This is a genomic window from Eubacterium sp. AF36-5BH (assembly GCF_003460505.1).
Classification (GTDB): domain Bacteria; phylum Bacillota; class Clostridia; order Lachnospirales; family Lachnospiraceae; genus Eubacterium_G.
In genome coordinates, this window is record NZ_QTVG01000005.1 from 258,957 (window position 1) to 283,431 (window position 24,475).

Annotated in this window: 21 protein-coding genes; 5 read left to right on the forward strand and 16 right to left on the reverse strand. The window is 32.5% G+C overall.

The annotated features are described in order from the left end of the window. Nucleotides 1-14: 14 nt before the first annotated feature. From DW006_RS07035 to DW006_RS07060, 6 genes are all read right to left on the reverse strand, one after another. Complete coding sequence (locus DW006_RS07035; protein WP_117999646.1) at nucleotides 15-2,210, reverse strand: U32 family peptidase; 2,196 nt, start codon at nucleotides 2,208-2,210, stop codon at nucleotides 15-17. Between the two features lie 62 nt (nucleotides 2,211-2,272). Next, on the reverse strand, nucleotides 2,273-2,671 hold the full coding sequence (locus DW006_RS07040) for a cell division protein ZapA (protein WP_022165270.1): 399 nt from the start codon (nucleotides 2,669-2,671) through the stop codon (nucleotides 2,273-2,275). 83 nt (nucleotides 2,672-2,754) lie between these two features. Continuing rightward, nucleotides 2,755-3,867, reverse strand: a complete 1,113-nt coding sequence (locus DW006_RS07045) for a hypothetical protein (protein WP_117999648.1) — start codon at nucleotides 3,865-3,867, stop codon at nucleotides 2,755-2,757. Nucleotides 3,868-3,913: 46 nt separating this feature from the next. After that, nucleotides 3,914-4,912, reverse strand: a complete 999-nt coding sequence (ruvB, locus tag DW006_RS07050; RefSeq protein WP_022165269.1) for a Holliday junction branch migration DNA helicase RuvB — start codon at nucleotides 4,910-4,912, stop codon at nucleotides 3,914-3,916. 25 nt (nucleotides 4,913-4,937) lie between these two features. Continuing rightward, entirely contained in the window at nucleotides 4,938-5,522 is a 585-nt protein-coding gene (gene ruvA, locus DW006_RS07055; protein ID WP_117999649.1) for a Holliday junction branch migration protein RuvA, read from the reverse strand. Between the two features lie 92 nt (nucleotides 5,523-5,614). Next, nucleotides 5,615-6,607: a LacI family DNA-binding transcriptional regulator gene (locus tag DW006_RS07060; RefSeq protein ID WP_117999650.1), complete on the reverse strand. Its 993-nt coding sequence runs from the start codon at nucleotides 6,605-6,607 to the stop codon at nucleotides 5,615-5,617. Between the two features lie 398 nt (nucleotides 6,608-7,005). Here DW006_RS07060 and DW006_RS07065 point away from each other — a divergent pair, with 398 nt between their 5' ends. From DW006_RS07065 to DW006_RS07075, 3 genes are all read left to right on the forward strand, one after another. Then, on the forward strand, nucleotides 7,006-8,286 hold the full coding sequence (locus DW006_RS07065) for a galactokinase family protein (protein WP_117999651.1): 1,281 nt from the start codon (nucleotides 7,006-7,008) through the stop codon (nucleotides 8,284-8,286). Beyond that, on the forward strand, nucleotides 8,283-9,782 hold the full coding sequence (gene galT, locus DW006_RS07070) for a UDP-glucose--hexose-1-phosphate uridylyltransferase (protein WP_117999652.1): 1,500 nt from the start codon (nucleotides 8,283-8,285) through the stop codon (nucleotides 9,780-9,782). Before DW006_RS07065 ends, galT begins: the two co-directional genes overlap by 4 nt. A 93-nt stretch (nucleotides 9,783-9,875) precedes the next feature. After that, nucleotides 9,876-10,943: an aldose epimerase family protein gene (locus tag DW006_RS07075; RefSeq protein ID WP_117999653.1), complete on the forward strand. Its 1,068-nt coding sequence runs from the start codon at nucleotides 9,876-9,878 to the stop codon at nucleotides 10,941-10,943. A gap of 195 nt (nucleotides 10,944-11,138) precedes the next feature. On the opposite strand, the gene DW006_RS07080 is transcribed toward DW006_RS07075, so the two are convergent. The 7 genes from DW006_RS07080 to rsxC form a co-directional block, all read right to left on the reverse strand. Beyond that, nucleotides 11,139-12,521: a spore germination protein gene (locus tag DW006_RS07080; protein WP_117999671.1), complete on the reverse strand. Its 1,383-nt coding sequence runs from the start codon at nucleotides 12,519-12,521 to the stop codon at nucleotides 11,139-11,141. Between the two features lie 218 nt (nucleotides 12,522-12,739). Next, entirely contained in the window at nucleotides 12,740-13,555 is an 816-nt protein-coding gene (locus DW006_RS07085) for an RnfABCDGE type electron transport complex subunit B (RefSeq protein ID WP_117999654.1), read from the reverse strand. Between the two features lie 11 nt (nucleotides 13,556-13,566). Beyond that, nucleotides 13,567-14,142 carry an RnfABCDGE type electron transport complex subunit A gene (locus tag DW006_RS07090; RefSeq protein WP_022165789.1) on the reverse strand — a complete coding sequence of 192 codons (576 nt, stop codon included), beginning with the start codon at nucleotides 14,140-14,142 and terminating at the stop codon, nucleotides 13,567-13,569. Then, on the reverse strand, nucleotides 14,143-14,829 hold the full coding sequence (locus tag DW006_RS07095) for an electron transport complex subunit E (protein ID WP_117999655.1): 687 nt from the start codon (nucleotides 14,827-14,829) through the stop codon (nucleotides 14,143-14,145). It lies immediately after the preceding gene. After that, nucleotides 14,829-15,470 (reverse strand): FMN-binding protein, encoded by a 642-nt coding sequence (locus tag DW006_RS07100; protein ID WP_117999656.1) that lies wholly within the window; start codon nucleotides 15,468-15,470, stop codon nucleotides 14,829-14,831. The genes DW006_RS07095 and DW006_RS07100 overlap by 1 nt, the downstream gene beginning before the upstream one ends. A gap of 1 nt (nucleotide 15,471) precedes the next feature. Continuing rightward, nucleotides 15,472-16,455: an RnfABCDGE type electron transport complex subunit D gene (locus tag DW006_RS07105; protein WP_117999657.1), complete on the reverse strand. Its 984-nt coding sequence runs from the start codon at nucleotides 16,453-16,455 to the stop codon at nucleotides 15,472-15,474. Nucleotides 16,456-16,457: 2 nt separating this feature from the next. Continuing rightward, nucleotides 16,458-17,771 carry an electron transport complex subunit RsxC gene (gene rsxC, locus DW006_RS07110; protein ID WP_117999658.1) on the reverse strand — a complete coding sequence of 438 codons (1,314 nt, stop codon included), beginning with the start codon at nucleotides 17,769-17,771 and terminating at the stop codon, nucleotides 16,458-16,460. Between the two features lie 202 nt (nucleotides 17,772-17,973). Between rsxC and DW006_RS07115 the strand changes: the two genes are divergently transcribed. Further along, nucleotides 17,974-19,071 carry a ribonuclease H-like domain-containing protein gene (locus tag DW006_RS07115; RefSeq protein WP_117999659.1) on the forward strand — a complete coding sequence of 366 codons (1,098 nt, stop codon included), beginning with the start codon at nucleotides 17,974-17,976 and terminating at the stop codon, nucleotides 19,069-19,071. 150 nt (nucleotides 19,072-19,221) lie between these two features. Continuing rightward, a complete protein-coding gene (locus tag DW006_RS07120) occupies nucleotides 19,222-19,422 on the forward strand; it encodes an alpha/beta-type small acid-soluble spore protein (RefSeq protein ID WP_022165783.1) in 201 nt (66 codons plus the stop codon). 120 nt (nucleotides 19,423-19,542) lie between these two features. On the opposite strand, the gene murF is transcribed toward DW006_RS07120, so the two are convergent. The 3 genes from murF to recG all read right to left on the reverse strand — a co-directional run bounded on the left by murF (nucleotide 19,543) and on the right by recG (nucleotide 24,214). Continuing rightward, nucleotides 19,543-20,910, reverse strand: a complete 1,368-nt coding sequence (murF, locus tag DW006_RS07125) for a UDP-N-acetylmuramoyl-tripeptide--D-alanyl-D-alanine ligase (RefSeq protein ID WP_347475094.1) — start codon at nucleotides 20,908-20,910, stop codon at nucleotides 19,543-19,545. Between the two features lie 153 nt (nucleotides 20,911-21,063). Then, entirely contained in the window at nucleotides 21,064-22,116 is a 1,053-nt protein-coding gene (locus tag DW006_RS07130) for a D-alanine--D-alanine ligase (protein WP_243002594.1), read from the reverse strand. Nucleotides 22,117-22,126: 10 nt separating this feature from the next. Further along, nucleotides 22,127-24,214 (reverse strand): ATP-dependent DNA helicase RecG, encoded by a 2,088-nt coding sequence (gene recG, locus DW006_RS07135; protein WP_347475095.1) that lies wholly within the window; start codon nucleotides 24,212-24,214, stop codon nucleotides 22,127-22,129. Nucleotides 24,215-24,475 lie beyond the last annotated feature (261 nt).

The following is a 24,475-nucleotide window of genomic DNA, read 5'->3' on the forward strand; positions in this document are numbered from 1 at the left end:
ATCTCCATATTACTCTACAGAACTCCTCTTTTAAAATGTCCCCTAGTGGAATCTGTTTTATCAATGATATTCTTATTATATAAAAATGAATCAATATAATCTTTAGCTATATTTTTCACTTCATCCTGAGATTCAATTGTAAAATTCAATCTGATTGTCTGAGGACTTAATTTGTTAATATTATCCCTATATCCTAACAAAGATAAAGGTTTGCAATTATACATTAAATTATAACAGTAATCGCATACACACTTTATATTAAATATATTATTTAATCTGTCTTTAATTCCATATATATCATTGTTCTTTCTACAATTGTCTACTGTTTTTAAGCAACAGTTGGCAGAAATCATTGTAGGTATATAACCATAAGCAACAAAATTCTCACCCTCACAACCGCGCTCTCTTAATTCTGCATAATTAAGTTCTAACGGGCTTGTAGTTGTTATGTGATTATCACAATAATATTTTTTCGAAATACTGTTATACGCATAAACATTATAATCAAAAACATAAAGAGTTTCCATCTTTTTTTCTTTCAAATAGAAATATTCCTCTATATTTCTTATTAAAAATCCGTCAAAATTCTTTAATGCTTCACCAAATTTAGCATTAAACTTTTTAACGTCCTGTTTTCTAAAAACATACGGCATTGCCAAATATACTTCTTTTTTTACGCGTTTGCATTGCTCAATTATATCACTTATGTCATTAGAAAACAAAAACTCTTCCAAATATACTTTTGAAATTTCTTTAAATGATAAAACGACATTTAATTGTTTCTTGTTAGAAACCATTGCTACAAAATCATATTTTCCATCATTATCATTATAATTATTAATTTCTAACGAGTCTTTTTGTTCAAATAATATATTCTTTCCTTCCGTTTCCTCTATGGTTCTATTATATTTAACTATAATTTCATTGTATGTTTTTTCAATGAAATCACGTCTTAAATTATTCAATGCTCCAACAGGTACGAATAAATTTCCATCTATATTTATTGATAAACTCCTGAATTTAAAATCTGTGTTTCCGAGTTTACTTAATTGTTTAATAACTGTTTCTTTAGTTATCGGCTTATTTTCAGCAATAAACGGTACCTGTCCTTGTGCTACAACCTTCTTATGATTAATCGTTGTACTAATTTCTATAGGATAGTTTTCCTTTATTACTACAGTTGCATCTAATAGATATTTTTTTCTTTCTTTTAAATATTTTTCTCTAATATAACTAATATATTCTGTATTTTCTAATCTAAAGGATGGCTTCTTTAAAGAAATCATGTTCCTTCCATTATGTTGTTTAAAATAACTTTCATTAAAACCATTCCTGTTAAATAAACCCCATAATTTCTGTAAATCTGATTGTTCTACTTTATATCGTATTTGGGAATTTTCCTGAGTCTTCAAATATAAATCAACATATTTTCTGTAAATACTTACCACTCCCGCAACATACTCAGGTTTCTTCATTCTGCCTTCTACTTTCAGTGAATACACACCACTTTCTATTACTTCCGGCAGAATTTTTAATGTACAAATATCTTTTGGACTAAGTACATATTTTTCATTCTTTTTATTTAATACTTTTCCGTTTAATATAACATCATACTCCATTCTGCAAGGCTGGGCACATTGGCCTCTGTTTCCGCTACGACCACCTATAAAACTACTTAGGAAACACTGGCCTGAATAACAATAACATAAAGCTCCATGAACAAAACTTTCGATTTCGAGATTTGTCTTTTGATGTATATCTGATATTTCATTTAAAGAAAGTTCTCTTGGTGTGACAATACGTGACACGCCAAGTTTTTTCAGATATTCAACTGTCAAATCACCGAAAATTGTCATCTGGGTACTTGCATGAATATGCATCCCTGGAAATTTTTCTTTTATAAACAATAATACTCCTATGTCCTGTACAATAACGGCATCCAACCCATTAGTATACAGCGGAAGTAAATAATTATATAGTTTTTCTTTTATTTCATTATCTTTTACTAAAGTATTAACTGTTAAATAAATCTTTCTATTAAATAAATGTGCATACTGTATTGCACTTATTAATTCATCCTCCGATAAATTATTTGCATTAGCTCTTGCTCCAAATAATTCTCCACCGGTATATACTGCGTCAGCTCCGGCATTTATGGCTGCTATAACGCTTTCATAATTTCCACCCGGTGCAAGTAACTCAACTAACATAAATTTCTCCTATAACTGTTTTATTAGTAAGAAACGACCAGGCCGAAGCCTGATCGTTTAATTTACTTTTCAAGTTCTGTCTGAAGTTTAACAATCTCTTTTTCGAGATTCTTAATTTTTTCAAGAGCTTCATCTAATTCTTTAGTTGCTGTCTCAGCTTTTGAATCTGAAACTATCAACTCATGTTTTAAATCGTATACTTCTTTTTCCTTTAGTTCTAAATCACCTTCAAGCATGTCTGCCTGTTTTTTTGCTTTAAAATAATCATTTGCTATATTAATTTCAAGAAGTATTCTCTGCATATCCATATTCTGCATACGATAGCTTTCATTCTGTTTAAAGTCCTGTATCATATTATTGATATATGTAGCAACCTTCTGTAGATACGCTTCACTTTCAAATCCACCTATATTGTAAATCTTCCCATCAATAATAACATCCACATAGTTCTTTGATGACATAATTATCTCCTTGTACTAAAATCATTGATTATAATATCACAAAATCTTTTAAATTAAAAGAAGTATGTAATTTATCACTTTAATTATTTAACCTTAATGCTCTTTGCCTTTGACCATACTGTGTATCCAGCCCTTGTTTTAACTCTTGTTCTAACATAAATCTTCTTCTTTGATTTAATCTTCTTACCTGTTAATTTAACAGTGTTCTTCTTTGAAGCAACTTTTGTCTTTGAGCTAAAGTTCTTCTTTGCTGAATACTGGAATTCGTATGACTTAGCGCCTTTTACCTTTGAAGCTGTAGCCTTAATGTAAGCTTTCTTAGCTTTCTTTGTCTTAAGTTTTGGAGCCTTTGATGTTGCAACTGGATTTCCTGCGACTACCTTAAAGTCTTTAATTTCAACCTGACCGCTCATGTCGTTTTCATCTGGGAATTCTTTTAAGAAAGCACCCATAGCAAACATAAAGCCCATTGTTTTCTGCTTATACTTAATTGTATCACCAGGTACTGTAACCTTAGCTGTAACTGTAACATAGTCATCATTTCTGCTGTCTAATTTAATCATGTTCTTGAAATCCTTTGTGTTTGAAAGAACATTTGCTCCCTTATATGTAGCCTTAACAGCATAAAGCTTTTCTGATGGATCTCCGTCCTTTGTGTTATTTCTGTAAGCTTTTAAATGAACATGCTTAATGTAGTTCATCTTACCTGTTCCTACATTGTATCCTGTTCCATCTTTACGTTTCTTTGTCTGTTTAATTTCATTCTTTAATGTTGACTTAATCTTAAATGAAATTGTGTAAGTACGTCCTCTATCAATGTTAAGGATTTTCTTTAATGTAACACCCCAAGGGTTGCTCTGTACTACAGTTCCCATTGGTGTCCACTGAGCACTATAACCTGTACTTGTAATGTTAAGTAATGCATCTCCGTTTGTTGAAGCTGCAGCAAGCTTAGCATTTTCGCCATAGCTCTTGAAAGCGTCCTTCTTGTTGTTATAAACCTGACCATCTTTCTTTAATTCATCTTCCCATTTTCCACCATCTTCTCTAGTGTGAATTGAAAAAGCCTGCCACTTAACTCCGTTAGAGATATCTGTACCTGTTTTAACTGCGGCTGGTACTGTACCGACCATTCCTACTACCATTGTTAAAGATAATGCAACGGCAGAAATCTTTTTGAAAAAATTCTTTCTCATTTTATACACCCTCCTAAAAAATTTCATCTCTTTTATATTACCATTTTTAAACGTTTTTTTCAACACCTATATGTGTATAAGCAAAGTCTGTTACCACTCTGCCTCTCGGTGTCCTTTGAATAAATCCGTTTTGAATTAAATATGGTTCATAAACATCTTCTAAAGTGCCTGCATCCTCGCCTAAAGCAGCCGCTAAAGTATCAAGTCCCACAGGTCCGCCTGCGAACTTGTAAATTATGGTTTCCAGTATGCTTCTATCACCTTTATCAAGACCTAGCTTGTCAACTTCTAAAAGGTTCAAAGCATCATTTGCCACTTCATATGTAATCTTACCGTCGTATTTAACCTGAGCAAAATCCCTTACCCTTTTTAACAAGCGGTTTGCAAGACGTGGTGTTCCTCTTGAACGTCTAGCCATTTCAACAGCTCCCTGTTCATCAATTTCAACATTAAGTAAGCCAGCAGACCTTATAATAATCTGCTTTAATTCATCTATTGTATAAAACTCCAGCTTATTAATAACACCAAATCTGTCTCTAAGAGGGGCTGTTAATAGTCCTGCTCTTGTTGTTGCCCCAACCAAAGTAAACTTAGGCAAATCAAGTCTAATAGATCTGGCCCCCTGACCTTTACCAATCATAATGTCAATTGAATAGTCTTCCATGGCCGGATACAAAACCTCTTCTACCTGTCTGTTTAATCTGTGAATTTCATCTATAAACAAAATATCATTTTCCGATAAATTATTAAGTATGGCAGCCATCTCTCCCGGCTTTTCAATTGCCGGTCCTGAAGTAATCTTAATATTAACGCCCATTTCATTTGCAATTATAGTTGACAAGGTTGTTTTTCCTAGTCCCGGTGGTCCATAAAACAATACATGATCTAACGGTTCATTTCGCGATTTTGCTGCTTCTATAAAAATTTTCAAATTATTTTTTGCTTTCTCCTGACCAACATATTGATCAAGAGAAGATGGTCTAAGACCTTTTTCTATTACAACATCCTCGGATGCTGCTTCTGTTTGAATAATTCTTTTCGCCATTTATCTTTCCTTCATATTCCAAAAGTTATATTATATTCTTCAATGCCTTTTTCAATACTTCCTCAACATCCATGTTTTCAGTAATTTCTATCTTCTTAACTGCGCTGAAAGCATCGCCCTTAGAATAACCAAGTGCTACTAATGCGTCAACTGCGTCTGACTGGACACTATTTGAAATATCATCATTTCCTGGTGTATGAATCATATCTTCCAAATCTATCTTATCTTTTAATTCTATAATAATTCGCTGAGCAGTTTTGGCACCTATTCCCTGGGCTTTTGAAATTGCCTTGGCATCACCTGAAATTATTGCCATTTGAAGTTGTTCTCCAGGCAATGCAGAAACAATGGCAAGACCGCCCTTTGGGCCAACACCACTTACACTTATTATTTTTTTAAATAACTCTAATTCTTCTTTAGAAAAAAAGCCAAACAACTGCATTGCATCTTCACGTACATTAAAGTATGTGTAAATCTTGACTTCTTCTCCTATACCTAATTTTTCAAGTGTCGTTACCGGCATTAGAATATTATATCCTATCTGATTATTTTCAATAACAACTCTGTCCGATTCAACCGAATCAACAACACCTTTTATGTATGAAATCATTATCTGTCTCCCTTTTTCACTTCGTTCATCAATAGAACAAACGTTTACCTCGAAGATATAATAACACATTTTTTTATCTATTACAATTCAAATTATAATTTAAAACAGGATTCTCTTTCAACCAGTGTACAAGGCATTTTTACCTTAACCGCAGTTGAAATACTCAAATTTGAGGCTCCATATAAGAAATTAACACCATATTGTCCCATATCATAAGCCGGTGCATGTAACGTTGTAAGTGAAGGTGTTGTGTAGTTACAAATACTGGCATCATCAAATCCAACAATAGATATATCCTCCGGCATCTTTAGTCCTTTTTCATTAATTGCCTTCATTGCGCCAAAAGCAATGTAGTCACTTGCACAAACAACAGCTGTGGGTATTTCATCTGAATCTATCAAATTCTTCATCATTTCATAACCTGATTCGATACTGTAGTTACCCTGTCTTAAGAAAGTATCACAGTCCATTTCATTTTCCCTGCAAAATGACACATAAGCATTTAATCTCTCATCTTCTACAATCTCATTTTCATCTAACACTTCTACTCCTGCAAGGAAGCCTATTTTTTCATGACCTAAAGATAAAAGATAATCCATTCCCTTGTAAATTGCATCTTTGAAGTCCATGGAAAAAGTTGTCACATTGTAGTCAGGCATTTCCATATCCAAAAATACTGTGTTTGACGTGATTTTAGTAATAGACTTTATATCTTTTTTACTAAATTTTCCAATGCAGATTATTCCATCTACGTCATTTAAATTTTCAATATAGTTCTCGTCACTTTTAAATACTCTTATAATTTGTATTGAGTTTTTAAGACAAAAATCTTCAATTCCATTTCTCACCGAAAGATAATATGAATCCTGCATCTCCTGTTCTGCAGAAAACCACTGGACAATTCCTAATGTAAAATTACTCTTCTTACTTCTACCTGTTTTTTTATAATTTAGTTTTTTTGCAGCCTCCATTACCCGCATTTTTGTTTCTAAAGATGTACTAAGACTGCTGTCATTATTTAAAATTCTTGAAACTGTTGCCATGCTCACATTTGCCATTTGGGCAATATCTTTAATCGTAGCCATTTTTTACCTCCAAAATTATGTATCTTAATACTATATCATTTATAGGACCAGCTATCATTTTTAATGTTTATCAAAAACATTAATCAATAACTAATCAAAAAAGCCATAATAAGCACCTTATTTTCAATACTTATATATTACAAAACCCATTTACTTTTTTCAATAATTATTTTACTAAATTTTACTAAAAGTTTACCATAAAGAAATGACGATTTTATACATACATTTATGCTAATTTTCTTTTATTATATTTATTACTTTTTCACAAAGATTTTTTATTTTAGTAAACTTTGTTGATTTTTTAGTAAAATAATTTTATATTTACCTTAACAGAAGAAATTTAAAAGTTTTCAACTAATTATTTGTTACGGTTTCACTACATATTTTGGAGGTATTTTATGAAAATAAACGAATTAAAGAAACAAATATTAAATAACAAATTCAACTCTACTTTAGCAGATATATACTATGACGATTCTGAAATGATTGATTATCAGAAAAATCGTTATATTAATGCATTAAGTAAATACGAAAATTTTTTCGACGATGAAGATGTTGAAATTTACAGTGCTCCCGGCAGAACTGAAGTTGGTGGCAATCATACAGACCATCAGCATGGTATGGTTCTTGCAGCTTCAATTAATTTAGATGCAATAGCCATTGTTGGAAAAGCTACCGAAAACACTATTGAACTTATATCTGAAGGTTATGACCCAATTTCAGTTTCTGTAGAAGACTTGAATGTAAACGAAAAAGATTTTGGCACTACTTCTTCTTTAATTAAAGGAGTTCTTGCAGGAATGAAAAAAGAAGGCTATAAAATAGGACCTTTTAAAGCTTATATTACAAGCGATGTAATAAACGGTGCCGGTCTTTCATCTTCAGCAGCTTTTGAAGCAATTATCGGAACCATTATTTCAGGTATATATAACAATATGGAAGTATCTTCCACTGAAATTGCTCAAATCGGACAATATGCAGAAAATGTTTTCTTTGGAAAACCTTGCGGCTTAATGGACCAAATGGCTTGTTCCGTAGGTGGTTTTGTACATATTGATTTTAAAAATCCTGACTCACCAATAGTCGAAAAAGTCGACTTTGATGTTGAAAAAGAAGGCTATAGTCTTTGCATCACAGACACCAAAGCCTCACATGCAGATTTAACAGATGATTATGCTGCCATTCCTGCTGAAATGAAAGAGGTTGCCCAGTATTTTAACAAAGAATTTTTAAATGAAATACCTGCAGATGATTTTTATGATAAAATTTCTGAACTCTATTCTGCTGTTAGTAATCGTGGGTTATTAAGAGCAATCCACTTCTTCGGTGAAAATGCCAGAGTTCAGAAAGAAGTTGATGCATTAAAAAATAACAACTTCAGGCAATTCCTTACTTTAGTTAAAGAATCAGGTAATTCATCTTATAAATATTTACAGAATATTTATTCAGGAAAAGATTATAAAAATCAGCCTGTTTCAGTTGCCTTGGCAGTTAGCGAACTTGTATTAAAAGACAATGGTGTTTGTCGTGTACATGGTGGTGGTTTTGCCGGAACAATACAGGCATTTGTAAAAAATGAATATGTTTCAACTTACAAGGAGCAAATGGAAAAATTATTAGGTGAAAACACATGTCATGTTTTAAAGATTAGAAAATATGGAGGAATTAAAGTATTATGATTAATGTAGTTATAGATGAAAATATAAAAAGACTTGTACAATATGGAATTGATAATAAATTAATTCCTGAATGTGAAAGAATTTATTCTACAAATATGTTGTTAGAAGTTTTTGGTAAAGAAGATTTCAGCGATCCTGATGTAGAATATAATTTAACTTTAGATGAAATATTAAGAAACTTACTTGATGCAGCAGTAAAACTAAATATAATAGAAGATTCCGTTACTTACAGAGACTTGTTCGACACCAAAATTATGAACTGTATCACTCCAAGACCAGGGCAGGTTATTTCTACTTTTTTTGAAAAGTATGAAAAATCACCAGAAGAAGCAACTAACTTCTACTACAATTTTTCAACAAAAACAAATTATATAAGGAAATCAAGAATCGAAAAGAATAAAAATTGGAAATACCAATGCGAATATGGAAATTTAGATATTACAATCAATTTATCTAAACCTGAAAAAGATCCGAAAGCTATTGCCGCAGCTAAAAACGTAAAGGCATCTTCATATCCTAAATGTGCATTGTGTATTGAAAATGAGGGTTATGCCGGCAGAGTTAATCATCCTGCAAGACAGAATCACAGAGTTATTCCTTTAACTCTTAATAATTCTAAGTGGGGCTTTCAATATTCCCCTTACGTTTATTACAATGAGCACTGCATAGTTTTTAACGGTGAACATACACCAATGAAAATTGAAAAAAGCACTTTTGTAAAATTATTTGATTTTGTAAAAATGTTCCCTCATTATTTTTTAGGTTCAAATGCAGACCTACCAATTGTAGGCGGTTCTATTTTAACACACGACCATTTTCAAGGGGGCAACTATACTTTTGCCATGGCAAACGCACCTATAATTAAAGAATTTTCTGTTGGCGATTTCCATGATGTAAAATGTGGAATTTTAAAATGGCCTATTTCAGTAATAAGACTTGAATCTGAAAATTTGGATTCTTTAATTAACCTTGGCAATCATATTTTGGAAGTTTGGAGAAACTACAGTGATGAAGAATATTTCATTTTCTCTGAAACTGATGGTACTCCTCATAATACGGTAACTCTTATAGCAAGAATTAAAGATGAAAAATATCAGGTTGACATTGCTCTTAGAAACAACATTACAACTAAAGAGCATCCATTAGGTGTATTCCACCCTCACGAAAACCTGCACCATATAAAGAAGGAAAACATCGGTTTAATTGAACTTATGGGACTTGCTGTTTTGCCGGCAAGACTTAACAAAGAAATGGACATTCTATCTGATTATATTTTAAATAACAAAGATATCCGTTCAAATGAAGAAATCAAAAAACATGCTGACTGGGCATACAATTTTATTCCTAAGTATAAATCAATTACTAAGGATAACATTAATGAAATTCTTCAACAGGAAATCGGAAAAACTTTCGTTAAAGTATTAGAAGATGCCGGAGTATACAAATGTACCCCTGATGGAATGAAGGGCTTTATGAAATTCATTCAGCAACTATAAAACAATAAGCTGTTAATATCTTATGCTGATATTTTTTTATCAAAATATCCACAATTAACAGATAATAATTAAAAATAACAGGAGATTTCATTTATGATTATTGAAGATTTTGGCACATTAAGTAACGGTAAGGAATGTAAATTATATACTTTACAAACCCCTGCTCTCGATTTATCAGTTACAGATTATGGCACTACTCTTGTAAACCTGATTATTAAGGATGGTGCAAAAAGAACTGACATCGTTCTTGGTTTTACAAATGCAAAAGATTATGAAACTAAAAACGATCCATGTTTCGGTTGCAATGTAGGCAGAAACGCCAACAGAATAAAAAACGGTAAATTTACTTTAAACAATGTTGCATACAGTCTTGACCAAAACGATGGTAAAAACAATTTGCATAGTGGTAACAATCCTTATTTTAAACGAATATGGAATGTTGAAACTTATGATGATAACCACATTACATTTTCACTGAACAGTCCTAATATGGATCAGGGATTCCCCGGTGAGATAAAAGTATTTGTAACTTACAAAATTATAAACAATAATTCATTTGAAATAATTTTTGAAGGTATACCAAAGGAAGATACAATAATTAATATTACTAATCACTCCTACTTTAATCTTAACGGTGAAGGTTCAGGTTCGGTATTAGACCATAGCGTACAGATTTTTGCAGACTACTATACTCCTGCTAACAGGGAATCGATTCCTTTAGGAACTGTTGAATCGGTAAAAAACACGCCTATGGACTTTACGAGCCCTAAAAAAATTGGGTTAGAAATAGAGAATGATTTTCAGCAATTAATTTACGGTAAAGGTTATGACCATAACTTTGTAACCGTAGAACCTAATAAGGCAGTTAAATACGAAGATTTACCTTATAATGGAAAACTTCACAAAATTGTTGAAGCTACCGGTAATAAGTCAGGAATTAAACTTTCCATAGAAACAGATTATCCGGGTGTCCAAATGTATACAGCCAATTATGTAGAGAATATTTCAGGAAAAAACGGGCATGTATACAACCAGCGGGCCGCTGTTTGTTTTGAACCACAATTTTTCCCTGATGCAATTAATAATCCAAATTTCATCAGTTCAGTATGCCCCAAACATAAAACATTCAAAAAACATATTTTGTACACACTAAATACATAATTTCAGACTACTATATGATTATAGAACAGTTAAATAATTAAAACTCCCCTTTAAAATATATTATTTAACTAAAGGGGATTGTGGATTTCCCTCTCACACAATCCCTAATCATATAGATATTTAACTTTTAATATAGACGGCGCATGTGTTGTATTTTATTTCTCCTTTTTGTTAGCACATGCGTTAATTTTTGTCTCACTTTTTCATTTTTATTGAAATTCTAAAAAATCTAAGAAGAAATTTTTTCAAATCAAAAGGATATAATGGATATATATAACTTGTCCTTGCAATGGTTCTGTTAGAAACTATTGTTAAAACCGTAATCACCAATCCTATAATTAAACCTGTTAAATTAAATAGCTGTGTCAAAACAAGCATTATTAATCTCAAAAATTTAATAGAGTATGCAAGCTCATAATTTTCATGAGTGAAATTAGCAATGGCTACTACCGCCATGTAAAGCATTGTCTGTTCATTAAACCACCCTGTATTAACTGCAAACTCCCCAATAATTATTGCTGCAATTAATGACAACGGGGTGTTCAATGTACTTGGCGTATTTATGGCAGCCAGCTTTAAACCGTCTACCGCCAGCTCTAAAATTAGCAATTGCAGGAAAATAGGGACATATTGTGGCTCAGTTATTTTTGTAAAAAACAGCCAGTCTGGCACAAACTCAGGATTGTTTGCGTAAAGCAAAAATAACGGCGTTAATATTAGGGATACCAACGTCACAATTGTTCTTGCCAGTCTTAAATAAGTTCCTGTAATTGGTGGAAAATAATAATCATCTGCTTCTTCTATTACGTCAAATATAGTTGTGGGAAGTAACATTGCAGCAGGTGAATTATCAACCAATATACAAATTTGTCCCTCTAATATTTCCGCAGCAACTGTGTCCGGTCTTTCCGTATATCTAAACTTTGGAAAAGGATTAAACCAATGTCCTTTATGCAAACATTCTGACAAACTTTCCTGATTCATGGGAAGGGCATCTGTTTTAATTTCACGAAGTTGTTTCTTTATATAATTTAAAAGTTTTTTGTCAGCTTTATCTAACATATAACACACTGCTATATCGGTTCTCGAACTTCTACCAACCTGTACAACCTCGCACATATATTTAGGATCACGTATTCTCCTTCTGATTAAAGCAGTATTCCTTATTATATTTTCCACGAAACCATCTCTAGAGCCTCGCAAAACCTTGTATTTTTCAGGTTCTTCTATACTTCTGTCAGGATATTTTCTAATATCAATAAGCATTGCCTTATCGAAACCTTCAACTAAGAGACATACAACACCTGACAAAATAAAAGTAACAACATTATATTGATCCTTATATAAATCTATTTGTACATAAGGAATTTTATCTCTGACAAATCTTTCAGGCGTATCCGGTATTTCATCGGCTCTAAGCTTACAAAAAAATTCCTCTATTTTCTGAATCATGTCACTGTCACAAAAGCCGTTAATATAATACATTACAGCTTTTCTATTACCTACTGTAAGTTCTCTTTTTAGTAAATCAAAACTTTGTTCCACATAAAGCAGTTTATCTATTTTTTCCACATTCATTTGTAAATTATCTGATATAAAATTTACATCGTTATATTCAATGCTATTATTACCATTTGTATTTCCTTTTGGATAAATATTCACTCCATTATTACCATCATTCTTAGAGCTATCACTATCTATAGTATCCAAGAAAGGATTTTTTCTGTTATTATTTTTTTCCATAAAAATACCTCACACTAAGTTATAGTATAAGGTGATTTTTATTAATTATTCATTTAAATATTTTCAATAACTTTCTTAGGACATTTTTCTGCACAAATACCACAGTTTTTACATTTGTCCTGATTAATAACTGCTAAATTAAATTCAAAATCAATAGCTTCGTTTGGACAGTTCTTTGCACAAAGTCCACATCCAATACAGCCTGCTGTACAAGCCTGCATTACATCTCTACCTTTATCTTTTGAACTACATTTAACAACATATTTTGAATCATATGGAATAATTGAGACTAAATGTTTTGGGCACGCCTGAACGCATTTACCACATGCTTTACACTTATCTCTGTCAACAACAGCCTTACCGTTTACAACATGTATTGCATCAAACTCACACGCTTTCACACATGAACCTAAACCTAAACATCCATAACTACATGCCTTTGCACCGCCACCAGGTATGTTTGCAGCATCTTCACATGACATATTTCCATAATAATTATATTTATCTTTTGCCTTATCACAGTCACCGGAACAGGCAACGTAAGCAACTTTTTTTACTACGTTTGCTTCCACACCAATGATTTTGGCGATTTTCTTTGCAACTTCTGCTCCACCAACAGGACAGGCTCCCGGATCACATTCGCCTTTTGCAATTGCAGCAGCTAAACCGTCACAGCCCGGAAATCCACAACCACCACAGTTATTTCCCGGAAGCTCTTCTCTTATTGCAGCTTCTGTTTCATTAACTTCAATTGCAAAGAATTTTCCTGCAATTCCTAAAACTATACCAATTATAAGTCCTACACCACCAACAATAAGAACAGCCAAAAGTATTCCTTTTATAGTGGCACTTAATGCTAAAATTCCCATGTTCTACCTCCTTAAATAATGCCGGTAAAACCGGTAAATGCTATTGCCATTAAACCGGCTGCCAATAAAACCATAGGTGTTCCCTGAAATGCTTTTGGTATATTATTATTTTCTGATTTTTCTCTAATGCCGGCTAAAATAACAATGGCAATTAGAAAACCAACAGAAATACCAAAAGAATTTGCCATACTTTCAGCAAAATTATATCCGCTGTCAATATTAGAAATTGCAACACCAAGTACAGCACAGTTTGTTGTTATAAGTGGCAAGTATACACCTAATGCCTGATATAAAGGTTTAATAAATTTCTTTAATATCATTTCAACTAACTGAACTAAAGCTGCAATAACCAAAATAAATACTATAGTCTGTAAGTATTCTAATTTAAAAGGCACTAAAAGTGCATAATATAATCCGTAAGTAACTGCTGACGCAATCATAATAACGAAAATAACGGCAGCTCCCATGCCTGCAGCAGTATCTGTTTTCTTAGATACTCCAATAAAAGGACATAAACCTAAAAACTGGCTTAATACAACATTATTTACTAATGCTGCAGCAACAGCTATTAACATACAATTAACCATTTATTTGTCCTCCTTTTCTTCTTTATCACAGGAATCAAAATTAATACAGCCCTGACAACTTGCACAGCCTTCTTCACAATGCAATTTTCTTGGCTTTTTACCATGACTAATTCTAATCTGATTCTGAATGGCAATTAAAAATGCCAATACAAAGAAGGCACCTGGAGCCATAACGAAAATTCCAATTCCATCCCAGTTAGGAATGTTAATTCCAAGAATTGTTCCTGCACCTAAGATTTCTCTGAAGCCACCTAAAATTGAAAGGGCAATTGTAAATCCAAGTCCCATACCCACACCATCAAAAATCGATGGTATAACAGGATTCTTTGACGCATAACTTTCTGCTCTACCTAAAATAATACAGTTTACAACAATAAGAGGTATATAAATACCCAACGCACTATTTAAGGATGGTAAATAAGCCTCTAATAAGAACTGTAAAATTGTAACAAAACTTGCAACGATAACAATGTACGCAGGCACTCTCACACTGTTTGGAATAATATTTCTTAAAAGTGAAATTACACAGTTAGATAATATTAAAACAGCCATTGTACTAAGTCCCATACCTGCACCGTTAATTAATGAAGAAGTAACCGCAAGCGTCGGACACATTCCAAGCACCAACACAAATGTTGGATTTTCTTTAATAATACCGTTATATAATCTCTCAACTATCTTTCCCATTACTTGCCACCTCCTGTAATATATTTCACACAGTAGATAGCAGCATTAACACCATGAGTTACTGCATTACTTGTAATTGTAGCACTACTTATAGCATTAATTTCATTATCTGCTGAAGCTCCACTTTTTGAGTAAACAAAATAATCTGCTTTTTTATTTTTAAACTGATTCTTAAAACTATCTTCATTTGCCTTCATACCAAGTCCAGGTGTTTCAGATAAAGATAAAAATGAAATACCAAGAACCGTACCGTCATTTTTTATACCAACTGTCATCTGAAGACTTCCATCGTAGGCTTCATTATCAGTTACAGTTACAATATAGCCTAATGCTTCTCCACTATTATCTTTCGCCTCTACCACTTCATTAATATCACAGTTAAACGCTTTGATAGTAGTGATGTTATTGTCTGTTTCGTTTTTCTTAACCTGTTCTTTAATGTATTTAACACAGGCGCTGTCAACTTTCACATTTTCAAAGCTTTCCATTCCAGGCATTACTGACTCGTAAGCAGTCATTTTAGTTTTTTCTTCCTGGTCATTTCTAGCCTTTGATGTAACATTATAAACAAAGCCAAGTCCTAAGCCTGCCACTAAAGTAATGGCAAATAATATTAATGTGTTCTTAACAATATTCTTCATATTATCTGCCTCCCTTCTGCTTAACAATACCGAAAGCTCTTGGAATTGTGCATTTTTCAATTAAAGGCACTAAAAGGTTACAGAAGATAATTGCATAACTTACACCTTCTGCTGTGTTTCCAAAAGTTCTGAATATAGCTGTTAAAATACCTAAGCAGGCTCCAAAAATATAACGACCTGTTTTTGTAATTGGTGAAGTTGTGTAATCTGTTGCCATAAAGAAAGCTCCGAAAATTAAACCACCACCACAAAGATGCATTGCAAGGAAATCAATATCTGTCTTACCATTAAATAACATAATACAAATTGCAAATACAACTATATATGTAAGTGGAATTCTTAAATCTATTACCTTCTTAACTACTAAGTATAAAGCGCCAATTAAAAGTGCAATTATACTTGTTTCACCTATTGTACCTGCATGGTTACCAATAAACATGTCAAATAAAGATGAAGAACTTTCGCCTACATTCTTTAATGCTGTCAACGGTGTTGCACTTGATGTAGCATCTATTCCACTAACATCTGTAGGGTAGAAAGCTGTCATGTTACCTGCAAAACTTAACATTAAAAAGCATCTTGCTCCAAGTGCAGGGTTCATAAAGTTCTGTCCAAGTCCGCCAAATAACTGCTTTACAATTATAATGGCAAACACACCACCTAATGCAGCTTTCCAATATGGAAATGTGCAGGGTAAATTAAGTGCTAAAATCATACCTGTTACAACTGCGCTTAAATCGAAAATTGAAACAGGATTATTTGTAATTTTGTTATATATGTATTCAGAAGCAACACATGTAATAACTGTTAAAATTATTAATAATGCTGAATGAATACCGTATTTTATGCCAAAAAGGTTGGCTGAGTTATATATTCCAAAAATTGTAGCCGGTAGTAACGCAATTATTACATCTCGCATAATTGACATAGTTGTAACTTTTGCTTTTACATGAGGGCTTGATGATACATTATACATTTCTTTCACTCTTACCCTTTCCTACGTGAAGCCTGAACTTTTCTTTTCATAGTTCTAACTGATTGTGTAATATTTCTGTTAGCAGGACAATTAAAATTACATGTACCACATTCAATACATTCCATACCATGCATTTTAATAAATCCTTCCATGTCATCAGCTACAGCAGCCTGTGCTAATTTGGCACAAACTAACCCTTCAGGACAAACCTGAACGCACTTGCCACAATTTAAACAATTAGTCATTGTGCCATGTGCAACCTGATCATGTTTAAACGCAAGTAAGGCTGATGAACCTTTTATAACAGGCACATCCAAATTGAACATAGCCTGCCCCATCATAGGACCACCGGATAGAATTTTTTCTGTATTTTCATCAATTCCACCTGCTTCGTCAACTATTAACTGATGCATTGTTCCAAAAGGAACTTCCAAATTACAGGGATTTTTAACTCCGTCACCTGAGACAGTAACAATTCTCTCTGTTAAAGGTTTATGTAATTTAACAGCTCTGTAAACATTGTATACAGTATCAACATTGTCAACTATGCAGCCTGCATCAGCAGGTAGCATTGATGAATTAATTTTTCTTTTTGTTACTGCATGAATAATATGTCTTTCAGAACCCTGTGGATATTTTGTTTTAAGTGTTGCCACCTGAATTCTGTCTTCATTGGCTGTAAGCTTTGTTAAATTCTCTATTACATCCATCTTATTATTTTCAATTGCAATAACACCTTTTGCATTGTCAAATAATTGAAGAATAATCTTTAATCCTTCTATAACTTCCTTAGGATTCTCAACTAATCTTCTGTAATCAGATGTAATATATGGCTCACATTCCGCTCCGTTAACAATAATATAATCAATGGCATTTTCATCTTTCGGTGCAAGCTTAACATGTGTTGGAAAACATGCTCCACCTAAACCAACAACACCACACTCTTTTACAGATTCTCTTATATATTCCTTAGTGAAAGGCTCACTTGGAACTTCATACTCCATTTCTTCATATTGTTCATCATTTTCAATGATAATAGATAAAACTTTTGAACCATTTGGTACAAGTCTTGGTTCTATCTTTTTAACAGTTCCTGAAATTGATGAATGAATATTGGCTGAAACAAATCCATTTGCCTTGGCAATTAGCTGTCCCTTAAGCACTCTGTCACCGATTTCAATAACAGGTACTGCCGGTGCTCCTATATGCTGAGATACAGGAATTACAACCTCTTTTCCCGGATTTACTTTTCTAACAGCCACATCTTTTGAAAGTTCTTTTCCATCGTATGGATGAACTCCTCCTTTAAATGTTAGAATAGACATTTTTTTACCTCTCTCTATTTTTTATAGCCTTCTTTTATAATAATACTTTTGATGATTTTCTTCAATAAATACATTAAATTTATCATATTTTTATGTTAAAATCGCTCTTATCCTGAAATATTTTCTTTAAACATTTTCTAAAGACTACTTTTAATTTTCGTCTGCACTTTTTCTTTTTTTAATCCTATGATAAAATACACTTATGATAGTTATAAGAAATAAAGCAGATGTAAAAATTGAATACCCTATAGAAACACTTTCGTCTAAGGACAAAGTTATTTTTTTTGACATTGAAACAACCGGTTTTTCTAGAAAATACTGTAACATATATTTAATCGGCTGTATGTATTATGCAGGTGAGCAGTTAATGTATACACAGTGGTTAGCAGAAAATTTCAATGATGAAGCTAACGTTTTAATGGCATTTAACAAGTTCATAAAAGATTTCGACACGATAATTCATTTTAACGGTAATTCTTTTGATATTCCTTTTGTAAAAGAACGTGGCGAAAAATATATGCTGGATTTTAATTTTGAGAAATATAAGCAGATAGATATTTATAAGTCAGTTAATTCAATTAATCATATTTTAAAAATAGAAAATCAAAAACAGAAAACTTTTGAAAAACTCTTAAATATCGAAAGAACAGATCCATTTTCAGGCGGTGATTTAATTGAAGTTTTTAAGCAATATGTAGAATCTAAAGATGAGCGTTTACTTTTCCCACTTCTGCTTCATAATAAAGAAGATGTATTTAACATGGGATATCTACTCTCACTTTTGGCTTTCAATGACTTGTTTAATTATAAATATAATATTAAGAAATATGCTTTTTATGATTACACTGATTCTAACGAGAATCCACAAAAAGATTTGTGTGTTAATTTTGTTTTAGATAATCCGCTTCCAACTAATATTTCTTATAATATTAGTGGCATATCATTAATAATAAAAGAAAACGTTGGTGAACTTACTGTTAATGTTTTAAATGGTACTTACAAATATTTTTATTCAAATTATAAAGATTACTATTATCTTACTACCGAAGATGTTGCCGTCCATAAAAGTGTTGCCCACTATGTTGACACAAAATACCGCAAGCAGGCTACTGCTTCCACATGTTATGAAAAGCACACAGGAGAATTTCTTCCGGTAAAAGATTCTACTGATTTTAAATATTTATTTAAAGAAGAATATAAAGATAAATATCAGTTTATAAAAGCTGATTCAATTAATGATGATACCATTAAAGTTTATGTTAATTCCATTATTGATTTCATCAAAGTTAAGCCTAAATAATTTATTTTTTAAGCTTAAATTGTTTTTTCAAAATTTGTCAAAAAAACAACAACTTACCAGTTTATATTTTTTATATTTCCACATAATAGTAGTGTAACAAATATTCAATTGAAAGTTAGTTACTATTAAACAAAAATGTGGAGGTGTATTATGAGTAACACAAATAACGTTAATGTTCCAGAAGCAAAGAGTGCAATGAACAGATTTAAAATGGAGTGTGCATCAGAAGTTGGTGTACAGCTTACAGATGGTTACAATGGTAACTTAACATCAGCTCAGGCTGGTTCTGTTGGTGGCCAGATGGTTAAAAAGATGATTGAAGCTCAGGAAAAACAGATGAGCGGAAAATAATCGGATTTTAACGCTGTTAAAATTCAATTAAATAATAGACTTTTCTATTATTAAAAAGAGAGACTGCTAATTGTATGTTAAAGATTTTTCTAAACTATACAATTCTCAGTCTCTCACTTTTTACTTCTGAAATTTATTTACAATTTCTTTAAACTTCATGCTGTTTGAAGCCTTAATTAAAACTGTATCGCCTGTTTTGATAATGTCATCCATCTGTTCAAGAAATTCTTCCTTTGTCTCAAAATGAAGACATTGACCTGCACCAGCAAACGCCCCCTTATGTATTTCTTTTGCAAGTTCACCTATAGTAATTACCAGATCAATTTTTAACTGACCTGCAGTTTCTCCAACCTCTCTATGAAGTTCAAGCTCTTTAGCTCCAAGTTCAAACATGTTACCAAGAATAGCAACTTTTCTACCTGTTGCGTGAGATAAAACTTCAAGACTTGCTTTCATTGACATTGGATTAGCATTGTAGCAATCATCAATTACTGTAACTCCATTTGCTTCGAACATATTGTTTCTGCCACCTATGGCTTTTAACTTTCTAATACCTTTGTCAATTTCATCAAAACTCATACCAAAATGAACGCCTATACATGTTGCCGCCATGGCATTGTAAAGCATATGGTAGCCCGGTATTGGAATTACTGTTTCAAACTTATGGCCAAAATAATTAATAACAGCCTTTGTACCCATTACTCCTATTTGCTCATATTCATCTATAGATACATTTTGTTTTGTTTCAACACCAAAGAAAACAGGTTTGCTTCCTTTTACTTCCTTAACATTGACAAGTTTGTCATCATCACCATTTAAAACAACAAAAGGATTTTCCTGTGCGTAATCAAACATTTCTGTTTTAGCCTTAAACACACCATCTCTGTCACCTAAATTTTCAAGATGACATGTGCCAATATTTGTAATTACACAAACATCAGGTTTAGATACTTTTGCAAGTCTGTGCATTTCCTCAAAATCACTAATACCCATTTCGATTACAGCAATTTCGTGGTTATCACGAATTTTAAGAACTGTAAGGGGTTCTCCAATTTCATTATTATAATTTCCTTCTGTTTTTAAAACACTGAACTTTTCAGACAATACAGAAGCGATAATTTCCTTTGTACTTGTTTTACCCACACTGCCTGTTATACCAATAACTTTACAGTCAAGCTGTTCTCTGTAAAACTCAGCAATATCCTTTAAAGCCTGTGCTGTTGATTCAACCAAAATATATGGTCCGTTAACATTATCAAGTTTCTTTTCGCTTAAACTGCAAATTGCCCCTTTTTCAAAACACTGATTTATAAAATCATGACCGTCTACTCTTACCCCTGCAAAAGGCACATAAAGAAAGCCATCCTCAATTAATCTGCTGTCTTTTTCCACACCTGTAATTATATTGCTCTTTAAACTTTCATCGCCAATGTATTCACCATTACAGGCTTTAGCGATATTTTCCAATGTCATATTTTTCATTTTCATGTTTAATTCCTATTTCTTTCTGTAAAATTATTTCTTATGCAATTTATCTTATATGCATGCTATTTGTATTAAGTAATGAAAATATCTTTGTTTAGTTATATTTTTTAATAATATATTTTTGTTTACTAATGTTTCTTAAATAACTGCCTTAATTTACTGATATTTCTTAAGTGAAATATTAATTAAGTTATCGCATAAAGTTGGATAATCAATTCCAATTGCTCTTGCTTCATCAGGAATAAGACTTGTTGCAGTCATACCCGGTAATGTATTTACTTCCAAACAGAACATATTGCCATCCTTATCCATCATTACATCTGCTCTTGAATAGGCTTCACAACCAATGGCAGCACAGGCGCCTTCTGCAACTTTCTGCATTTTCTTTGTTAATTCTTCATCAAGCTTTGCAGGACATACATGAGTTGTAGCACCTTCTTTATATTTATTTTCATAGTCATACCAACCTTCATTTGGAATAATTTCAACAATAGGATATGCCATGCCATCAACTACACCAATTGAAAATTCTCTTCCTTCAATAAAGTCTTCTACCAAAATCTGATTATCATATTTAAAGCACTCTTCTACGGCGCTATCATATTCAGAAGCTTCTTTGACCAAAACAACACCTACGCTTGAACCACCGTTACATGCTTTTACAACAACAGGTGCTTTCATACCATGTGCTTCTAAAGATGTGTCTTCACCTTTTTTAATCCATACACTTTTAGCTGTTGGGACTCCTTTTGCAATAAAAATCTGTTTTGTAACAGCCTTATCCATACCAATTGCAGATGCAAGTGCACCTGAACCTGTATACTTAATTCCGTGTAAATCTAATGTTGCCTGACATTTTCCATCTTCTCCGTTTTTTCCATGTAAAGCAAGAAATACAATATCAGCCTTAGCGCAAACTTCCAATACATTTTCTCCAAAGAAAGATTTTCTGATTTTCTCTTCTTCCTTTACTTTTGAAGATAAACTTCTAATATGGTCTCTTTCTGCCATTACATCATATTCTTTCTCTGATTTTTCAAATATTGAAAGATCCTTGTTTCCAAAAAATACATCTAATAAAATTGCGTTATGGCCTTTTTCTCTTAAAGCTCCGCAAACATTATAACCTGAGTTAATTGATACTTCTCTTTCTGTACTATTTCCACCACATAAAACTACAATATTCATATTAAATCGTATGTAAAACATACGCTCCTTTCTATATATTAATAATACCAGTATCCTGATATTTTAAAATTTCTTTTTCTTCGTCTGTTACTTCCACCTGATTATTTTCTATTAAATCAGCAGCCTGTGCCGCCTCTTTTAAAACTTTGGCATCATTCATAATGTCTCCGATTTTAAATTCAAAATCACCACTTTGTCTTACACCAAAGAAATCACCGGGACCTCTAAGTTTTAAATCTTCACTTGCTATATAAAAACCATCATTTGACCTATTTAATATATCAAGTCTGTTGCTGGCGTCTTTCTTGCCTGAACCATTAATAAAAATACAATAAGACTGATGTTTTCCTCTACCAACACGACCTCTTAACTGATGAAGCTGTGCCAAACCAAATCTCTCAGCATTTTCTACCATCATTACTGTAGCGTTTGGAACATTAACACCAACCTCAACTACCGTTGTTGAAACCAGAATTTGAATTTTATTTTCGGCAAATAGATTCATTTTTTCATTCTTCTCTGCCGGTTTCATTCGACCATGTAAAAAGTCTACCTTTACAGAGGGCGGCATGACAGCCTGTAACTTTTTGGCATATTCAATAACGTTTTCCCCTTCCACAGCCTCGCTGTACTCAACAGTAGGACAAATAACATACGCCTGTCTACCCGCGGCGATTTGCTTCTCAATAAAATCATAGGCTCTTGGTCTATAATCAGTACCTACAACGCAGTTTGCAATAGGCTTTCTTCCACTTGGCAATTGGTCGATTATTGATATGTCCAAATCACCATACATAATAATTGCCAAGGTTCTTGGAATTGGAGTTGCACTCATTACCATTGTATGAGGGTAATCTCCTTTTTCTGCTATTGTTTCTCTTTGTTTTACACCAAATCTATGTTGCTCATCTGTTACCACCAATGCAAGATTTCTGTATTTTACCTTTTCCTGAATAAGGGCATGTGTACCGATAATTATGTTGGCATAACCTGTTTCAATAGCCTCATAAGCCTCACGCTTTTCTTTTACCTTCATTGAGCCAACCAAAATTGCAACTTTCAGGTTAAGATTGTTCTTCTTAATTAATTCACAAATATCTTCATAATGCTGTCTTGCAAGAACTTCAGTTGGTGCCATTAAAACACCCTGCTCACCATTTAACGCAGCAGTTAATAACCCTAAAATAGCAACGATTGTTTTACCTGAACCAACATCACCCTGAACTAATCTGTTCATAACCTTCTCAGAAGCCATATCATTTTTTATTTCATTCCAGGTTTTCATCTGGGCATCAGTTAATGTAAAATCCAAATTATTAATGACCTGTTTAATTTCTTTTGGTTCCTTCAAAACATGATGATTTGAAACAAAACTGTTATTTTCTTTTAGTTCTCTTAATGTAACAATAAATCTGAAAAATTCTTCAAAAACAAGTCTTTTTCTTGCAATGTGAAAATCCTCATTATTAACTGGAAAATGTATCTTCTTAATTGCTTCCTGACAATTAATTAAATCAAATTTTTCTCTAATAGATTTTGGAATATATTCCTTTTTCTCAACAAGAGAAAATGCCTGTTTAACCGCCTTAATAACTATATTGTTTGTAAGCCCTGAAACTAAAGGATACACCGGTTGCATTTTGCCCATTTTCTTTTGATACTGAGCTTTCGTAAATGTTTTCGGCTGATCAATAACGTAACTGCCTCTGCTCTCATGTATAAATCCTCTAAATATTAAAATATCACCATTATGTATAGTACTTTTAATATATGGAGCATTAAACCATGTTGCCTTAATTCCGTTACCTTCTAAATCCCTTATATAAGCCTCTACAATTTGAAGATTTCTAACTCGCCTTAAAGAAATCTCCCTAACAACTGTTCCAAGTACAGCCTGAGTTCTATTTTCTTCAAGATTTCTAACTAAAACAGGCTCCTCATAGGTATCGTAATATCTTGGATAATAATCAAGTAAATCCTCTACTTTTTCAATGCCTGCTCTATTCAATGTTTTTTCAGTTTTTTCGCCAATACCTTTTAATTGTTTTAATTCCATAAAGAAAACCTCAATAGCTTTTTTGCCATGTTTAATTATACTTAACTGATAGGGAGAAATCAACCTCTTCCTGATGCAAGCATCATTCTTTCAACGCGAACGCTTTCTTATAGAAAATATATTTTTCTGTGAAAAATTATATTTTCTATAAGCGACGTTGCATTTTTCAAATGAACGTCGCCAAAATAAAACAGAAGCAACCTCTTCCTGATGCAAGCATCATTCTGGGATTGCTTCTGTTTTATTTTAAGCGTTCGCTTGAAATAATTGCCTTCGCTTAGTTGTTGATTAATTTGCCGCTTTCGTCATTCCAACTGTAAAGTT